This window comes from Carnobacterium sp. (genome assembly GCF_032094055.1).
In the GTDB taxonomy this organism is placed as follows: Bacteria; Bacillota; Bacilli; order Lactobacillales; family Carnobacteriaceae; genus Carnobacterium_A.
The window spans coordinates 1-6,105 of the sequence record NZ_DAMDAK010000022.1 but is presented as its reverse complement, the minus strand read 5'-3'; the positions used below and the strand labels follow the sequence as shown (position 1 = coordinate 6,105).

At 34.8% G+C, this 6,105-nt stretch carries 7 protein-coding genes; 2 read left to right on the top strand and 5 right to left on the bottom strand.

Annotated features, from left to right (window positions below; all coding sequences use genetic code 11):
• From RT405_RS05165 to RT405_RS05155, 3 genes are all read right to left on the bottom strand, one after another.
• Positions 1–492 (bottom strand): beta-galactosidase (locus RT405_RS05165; protein ID WP_313468142.1); only part of this gene is annotated, 492 nt, incomplete at its 3' end.
• Between the two features lie 208 nt (positions 493–700).
• A complete protein-coding gene (locus tag RT405_RS05160) occupies positions 701–1,042 on the bottom strand; it encodes a DUF1516 family protein (protein ID WP_313468140.1) in 342 nt (113 codons plus the stop codon).
• A gap of 193 nt (positions 1,043–1,235) precedes the next feature.
• Positions 1,236–1,877, bottom strand: a complete 642-nt coding sequence (locus tag RT405_RS05155; protein ID WP_313468139.1) for an NAD(P)H-dependent oxidoreductase — start codon at positions 1,875–1,877, stop codon at positions 1,236–1,238.
• A gap of 344 nt (positions 1,878–2,221) precedes the next feature.
• Here RT405_RS05155 and RT405_RS05150 point away from each other — a divergent pair, with 344 nt between their 5' ends.
• Together RT405_RS05150 and RT405_RS05145 are read left to right on the top strand one after the other, a co-directional pair.
• The gene (locus RT405_RS05150; protein ID WP_396163312.1) at positions 2,222–2,503 is read left to right on the top strand and encodes a PadR family transcriptional regulator; all 282 of its coding nucleotides are present in this window, start codon (positions 2,222–2,224) and stop codon (positions 2,501–2,503) included.
• 2 nt (positions 2,504–2,505) lie between these two features.
• Entirely contained in the window at positions 2,506–3,048 is a 543-nt protein-coding gene (locus tag RT405_RS05145; protein WP_313468137.1) for a DUF2812 domain-containing protein, read from the top strand.
• A gap of 207 nt (positions 3,049–3,255) precedes the next feature.
• Here the strand turns inward: RT405_RS05145 and RT405_RS05140 are convergent, their stop codons facing one another.
• Both RT405_RS05140 and RT405_RS05135 read right to left on the bottom strand, forming a co-directional pair.
• Positions 3,256–4,347 (bottom strand): FUSC family protein, encoded by a 1,092-nt coding sequence (locus tag RT405_RS05140; RefSeq protein ID WP_313468136.1) that lies wholly within the window; start codon positions 4,345–4,347, stop codon positions 3,256–3,258.
• A gap of 215 nt (positions 4,348–4,562) precedes the next feature.
• A complete protein-coding gene (locus RT405_RS05135) occupies positions 4,563–5,951 on the bottom strand; it encodes an MFS transporter (RefSeq protein ID WP_313468134.1) in 1,389 nt (462 codons plus the stop codon).
• Between the last annotated feature and the right edge of the window lie 154 nt (positions 5,952–6,105).

Below are 6,105 nucleotides of genomic sequence, written 5' to 3'. Positions count from 1 at the left end.
GTTACCATATCCACCATATTCATTTTCAACTTGCATCATGATAATTGGTCCGCCTTCGTTTATTTGTAGCGGAATAATCTCTTTAAATAGTCGATTGAAATAACGATCTACTTTATCTAAAAAAGGCTGATAATTACAACGAATTTTCATATCATCATATTTCAACAACCATCCTGGTAGGCCACCATATTCCCACTCAGCACAGATATAGGGTGAAGGACGTACAATTACCCATAATCCTACTTCTTGCGCAATTTCAATAAAGCCTCTTATGTTTAACATCCCTTCGAAATTAAATGTTTCTTCGTGAGGTTCATGTAGATTCCATGGTACGTATGTTTCCACGGTATTACAGCCCATCGCTTTTAGCTTTTTCAATCTATCTTCCCAATATTCTGGAACAACTCGAAAATAATGAACTGCTCCTGAAACTATTTTTACTTCTTCTCCGTCTAAATAAAATTCATCTTTTATTTCAAATATTTTTGACATATGCACACTCCTGTAATCGTTTTCTTAACCATACTATTCATTTTACCTTTTTACAAGCATGTTTTAGTAAAATTCACTTAATTTATTAACGAAGTATTACAGTGATACAAAAATATACTATACATAATAAATAATTTTACAAAGAAGAACACCTAAAAAAAATAATTTTTTAGGTGTTCTTTTTATTCTTCTTTTTCTTTCATTTTCGTTAAGAAATAAATGGACGTCCGCCTGCTAAAACAAGTCCGACAATAGCAGTTACTACTAATAAACCAACGAGCAGGTTTTTCATCATCTTTGTTCCCTTTTTACCAAAAGCCATTTCACAGACAGCGATCGTACTTAATCCAAGTAAGATTTTTACTGTTGTTAATACGGCTTGAGAATCAAACGTATAAAGTGCTAAACGAATCCCTGTTGCAATCAAGACTAAATAAACGACTCGAATGACCATAAAAAGAGTCTTCATTTCTTTGTCTTGATTAAATAGTTTTACTAAAATAGCAACAAATATCAATATAAAAGCTGTTAAATGAATGTGCAACCACATCTGTTTATCCTCCTTTAATAATAAATCTTTTCTTTAAAACTCATTGTAACACTAGTGTCACTTTCTTTCAATCAATAGCATCGACCACCTTGATAGTATCGATTATTTTCTTTTCAAAAAAACACTCTTCAAAATGAGCACGTTTTACCGTGCCTGCTTTGAAGAGCGTTTAATAGGTATTCTAATTTTAAATTTAGCGAATCGTGCTGAAAGCTTTTGACCATAATAATAAATCATCAAACATACCTTGTGCATTTACTTTGTTGTAATCATTTGGTTTGAAAACACTCATGTTTTCAAAGTCCGTCATTAAAGAAAAGTTTGTTGTTGTATGAACAGAAGCAACGCTCAATTCACCTAAGATAGAACGCATATCTTCATGAGCACGTGCGCCGCCTAAACTGCCGTATCCGACCATGGCTGCTGCTTTATTCGCTACTTCTGGTTTTAAGTAATCTAAAGCATTTTTTAATGCTCCACCTAATGCATGGTTATATTCTGGAGTGATAAATACATATCCATCAAATGAAGCCATTTTTTCAGACCAAGCTTGAATTGCTGCCCCTGCTGCGGCTTGACGATCTTCAGAAAGTTTAGCTCCTAATAACGGTAAATCATAATCTGCTAATTCAACGATTTCGTATTCTACTCCCTCGTCGTTCCTGTTTACTGCAAAATTATGGATCCATTGCGTTACTGCTTCTGAGTTTCTTCCTTCACGTACGCTTCCTGAGATAATACCGATTTTCATATTGTTTTTCCCCTTTTCTTCTGTTTGTAATTTTTTCCCAAATATTGCTTCGCTCATTCGAGTGAATATTGACTTACTGTTCAATGTGTTTCCTCCATTATGTTAGTTTAATTGAAGGTAACCCATCAATTACTTACTTACATTTCGTAAGTACTTATTTAGTATGCCACAGAATAAATTACATTGCAATACTTATTTTTAGTAAGTTGCCATTTTTTATATTGATGTATAGTAACCATCCATTCAAGGGATAAGAAACCCTTTAGAAAATAGTATAAAAAAATTTTATACTACTAAAGATAAAAATAGCATCGCGATACGATACTATATTCTTGCGAATTATATCGCATCATGATATAATATGCACATCAAATATATCGAGGTGTGATACATTGATCAATGAAAAATTGAAAAATTCTTATATTCCCATGACTGAAACAGCATTCTATATTCTCCTATCTTTAGTTGCGCCAAAACATGGATACGCCATTATTGATCATGTTGAAAAGCTGACTAAAAAACGTATTTCATTAGGCCCAGGAACCATTTATGGAACGTTATCAAAGATGAAAAAGGATGGTTTGATCGAACCCGTAAAAGAAGAAAGCAACCGAAAAATTTATCAAATCACGCCCACGGGAAAAGAAATTTTAGATAGTGAAAAAGCACGTATTAAAGAACTCTATTTCAACTCTAAAGGAGGGCTATAAGCATGGAGAAAAAAGTTTTTAAATTCATTACAGTGGATCAATTGGAAAAAGAACAAGACTTTTTGCATCATATGGCTTTAGAAGGTTGGCATTTTACGAAGTATAAAAACTTGCGGTACCACTTTGAACAAGGTAAACCGGAAAATTATATTTATCGAATTGATTATAAAGAATCTTTAGAAGATTTAGATGAGTATTTAGCTATTTTTGAAGATGCAGGCTGGGAAGCCGTTTACTCCTATCCTATATTCCAAGGCAGTTGGATTTACTTCAGAAAGCTTAGTACAGACGAAACTCAAAACCTTGAAATTTTTACGGATAAAGATTCGATGATTGGTTTATTAAAAAAAGTGAGAGCGCAGTGGACCTGGTTCGGAATGTCTATGTCGTTTATCTTGCTTTTTCTTCTATTATCAAATATGTTCACTATTAAATCTCTTATCAGCGGTATTCCAATAACTATTTGTTTCCTAGTCATTTTAGTTCTCTACGGGAAGCTTTTCTTTAACTTAACCAGAAAAATCAATCGATTAGAACAGACATGATGCAAGAAATATTCTATTGAATCTCTCCTAATAGTACAACCGTTCTATCTTTCCTGCTGTTTACTTATTAAAAATCCGCCCCAGCACAAAAGAATGATCATTTGTGCTAGGACGGATTCTTTGATTACATGTTACTACCTATTTACGAAAATTACATAATCTTTATTTCCAGTACTAAATCGAAACATAACTTGTCAGAATCCATTTTTAATCTTCCTCTTTCGGAGCTTTGAGATGCTTTTCAGGAATAATTTTTTCCCCTTTAAACAACATAATAGCTCCTGCTATCAGTGCAGCTCCGATCAATCCAATAACACTTCCTAAAACCAATCCAATGAAACGGTTTCCTACTAATTCATTCACGAAAGCGCCACTTGATAAATTTGCCAGCAGTAAAGCTAGAGGATTTGTAAAGAAATTAGCCAGTCCATAGTTGCGTACCATGGCATACTCCACAAAAAAATTCAAAATCGTAATGACAATAATCGTCTGAATCACGTTAAGGTCTAATGAAAATAGCAACATCCCTAATAGCAGCCCGAAAACACCTCCAACTACCCGTTGAATATTCCGATACATAATGACGATCAACTCTCTGCCTTGGAGAACAGCAGCACAAGAAATCGTTATCCAATATGGATTGCCCAATTCTAAAGCTGATCCCAAATAGGCAGCAAAGAAGATAATCCCTGCATGGTGAATAGAAGACAACAACAATTCCGGATCATGCTTTAGAGCATAGGTAAATTTTGTTTTAAAAGCTACAGTTGTATATTCTTCTTTTTCTTTAATCAAAGCTCGATGTGCTATACCCACTAAATAAGCCATCAAAACTGCAGTCAAGACGCCACAAGCCACATAACTTGCAGCCCAGATTATTTCTGAAAAACCTAATGCTAATCCTGTTCCCATAGAATTTACCATGATGATGAAGAAAGCTCCAGGTTTTGGCAAATTAAGTATTCTGAAAGCTAGAAGACTGATTAAACTGACTATCCCAATCGTAATAGGAATCATCCAAGGTATAAATGTTGACAAAGCTCCTGCAAGAAAGCTTAATACCAGACAGATTCCCACTCTAAAAATACGTGGTATTAGTGCTCTTGTCGGGATCGGTTGATAATACAAAAACGCGAATGCTCCAAGTGCTCCGAAAGTTCCAATTTGCATATTGTTCAGCAGGTAACCTGCCATGAGCATAATTCCAGTCGTAGCTCCCGCGCCAAAAACACGCAACAACGAATCTTCTGTTTTTTTAATAGTCGTTATTTCTCGAAAAAATTTTTTCCTCTTATCCATTGCAAAACTCCTGATTCCATAATTGATTTTTGTGCCTGCTATTTTCGAATAAGTAGTAACTTTTAAATTATTCAGGATTAACGATAATTGTGAGATCACAAATCCATATTAATTAAAAAAAGAAGGCATCATGTAATCACATTATACCTTCTCCTTCCTATTATAAAAATACTAAAATAAATTACTGGTTCAGTAAAGCTATTTACTTACTTCATTTACTGCCTAACTAATTCCGTCTTTTCTTTAGGTACCGTCATCATAATTGAGATCAAAGCAACAATACCGAAAGCAACGTTTAGCAATAATCCTGCTGAACCAGCTATTTCCATATTTCCGTTTGTTCCAATGGCATTAAATAAACTTGAAGATAATGCAACTCCCATAGCACCGCCTAAAGAACTAGCCATCTTATAGATACCAGAAGCACTACCTATTTTATCTGATGGTGCATTTGAAATAGCAGCATCTGTTGAAGGTGTTGCATAGATTCCTAAACCAAAACCATATAAGGCAAATCCAACAAAAACTAATACATTATAGGCGATTCCAGGTATGAACGTGAATGTCATAAGAGCAATCCCGATAATTGCAGTAAATGTTCCAACCATCATTGGTTTCCGAGAACCAAGTTTTTGTAAAACTTTTTCGCCTATTCGAATAGAGCTTAAGACACATACCAAATAACCAATAGTTAATAAGCCGGATTGGAAAGAAGAAAAACCACGGGCAATTTGAACGTACGTATTCGCAACGATCATTGTTCCTGCAGAAGCATTTAGCAAGAAATTAGATAAAGTAGCTCCACTATACGCTTTATTTTTGAATAATGAAAAATCAATAAAACTGTTTGTATGCTTCATTTCGATTCTCGCAAATAAGAGAGCTGAAATAAGAAATACCACAAGCAAGCCTACAATAACAGGATTTGTCCAGCCCATAGAAGCTCCTGAAGTGATTACAATATTAATGGTTAACATAGCAACGACAAAAGTGATCAGTCCGCCAATGTCAAAAGGTTTCTTTTCGCCAACAGCTGTGACTTTGCTTTCTGGAGTGCCTTTAAGTAAAAGCAGGCTCGTCACTGCAATAATGATTGAAATGATGAAAATTGAACGCCATCCGAAATACGTTGCAACAAATCCTCCAAAAAATGAACAAATACCTGATCCACCCCAAGAACCGATTGACCAATAGCTCAATGCACGTTGTCTTTCGGCTCCTTGAAAATAGGTTTTCATCAAGGCTAATGTAGAAGGCATAATACAGGCAGCTGAAATCCCTTGGATAATACGACCAGCAATCAATAAAACCGAACCTTGTGCTACAACCAAACATAAAGAACCGATGATACTTAGAATCAATCCAATATTTGTTAATTTAACACGTCCATATTTGTCAGCTAATCCTCCTGCGGCTACCATAAACATACCTGAGAATAAAGCGGTCAAACTAATAGAGATGCTTAAAATTCCTGATGAAATGCCTAAATCTGATTGAACAGCTGGCACAATATTTACCATTGATTGAGCAAATAACCAGAACGTCACTACTCCTAATACAATCCCCAATATCAGTTTATTATTTCCTTTATATTCTGTTTCCACTACTCTTCATTCCCTCTTTTCAAATAATCGATTACTAAAGTTCCCATTGTTTCTGCAGCAACCGTCATGCTTTTTTCATTGATTTTAAATTTTGGATGATGATGAGGGTAAGCTTTTTCACCCTCAGGACTTGCGCCAACATATAAGAACACGC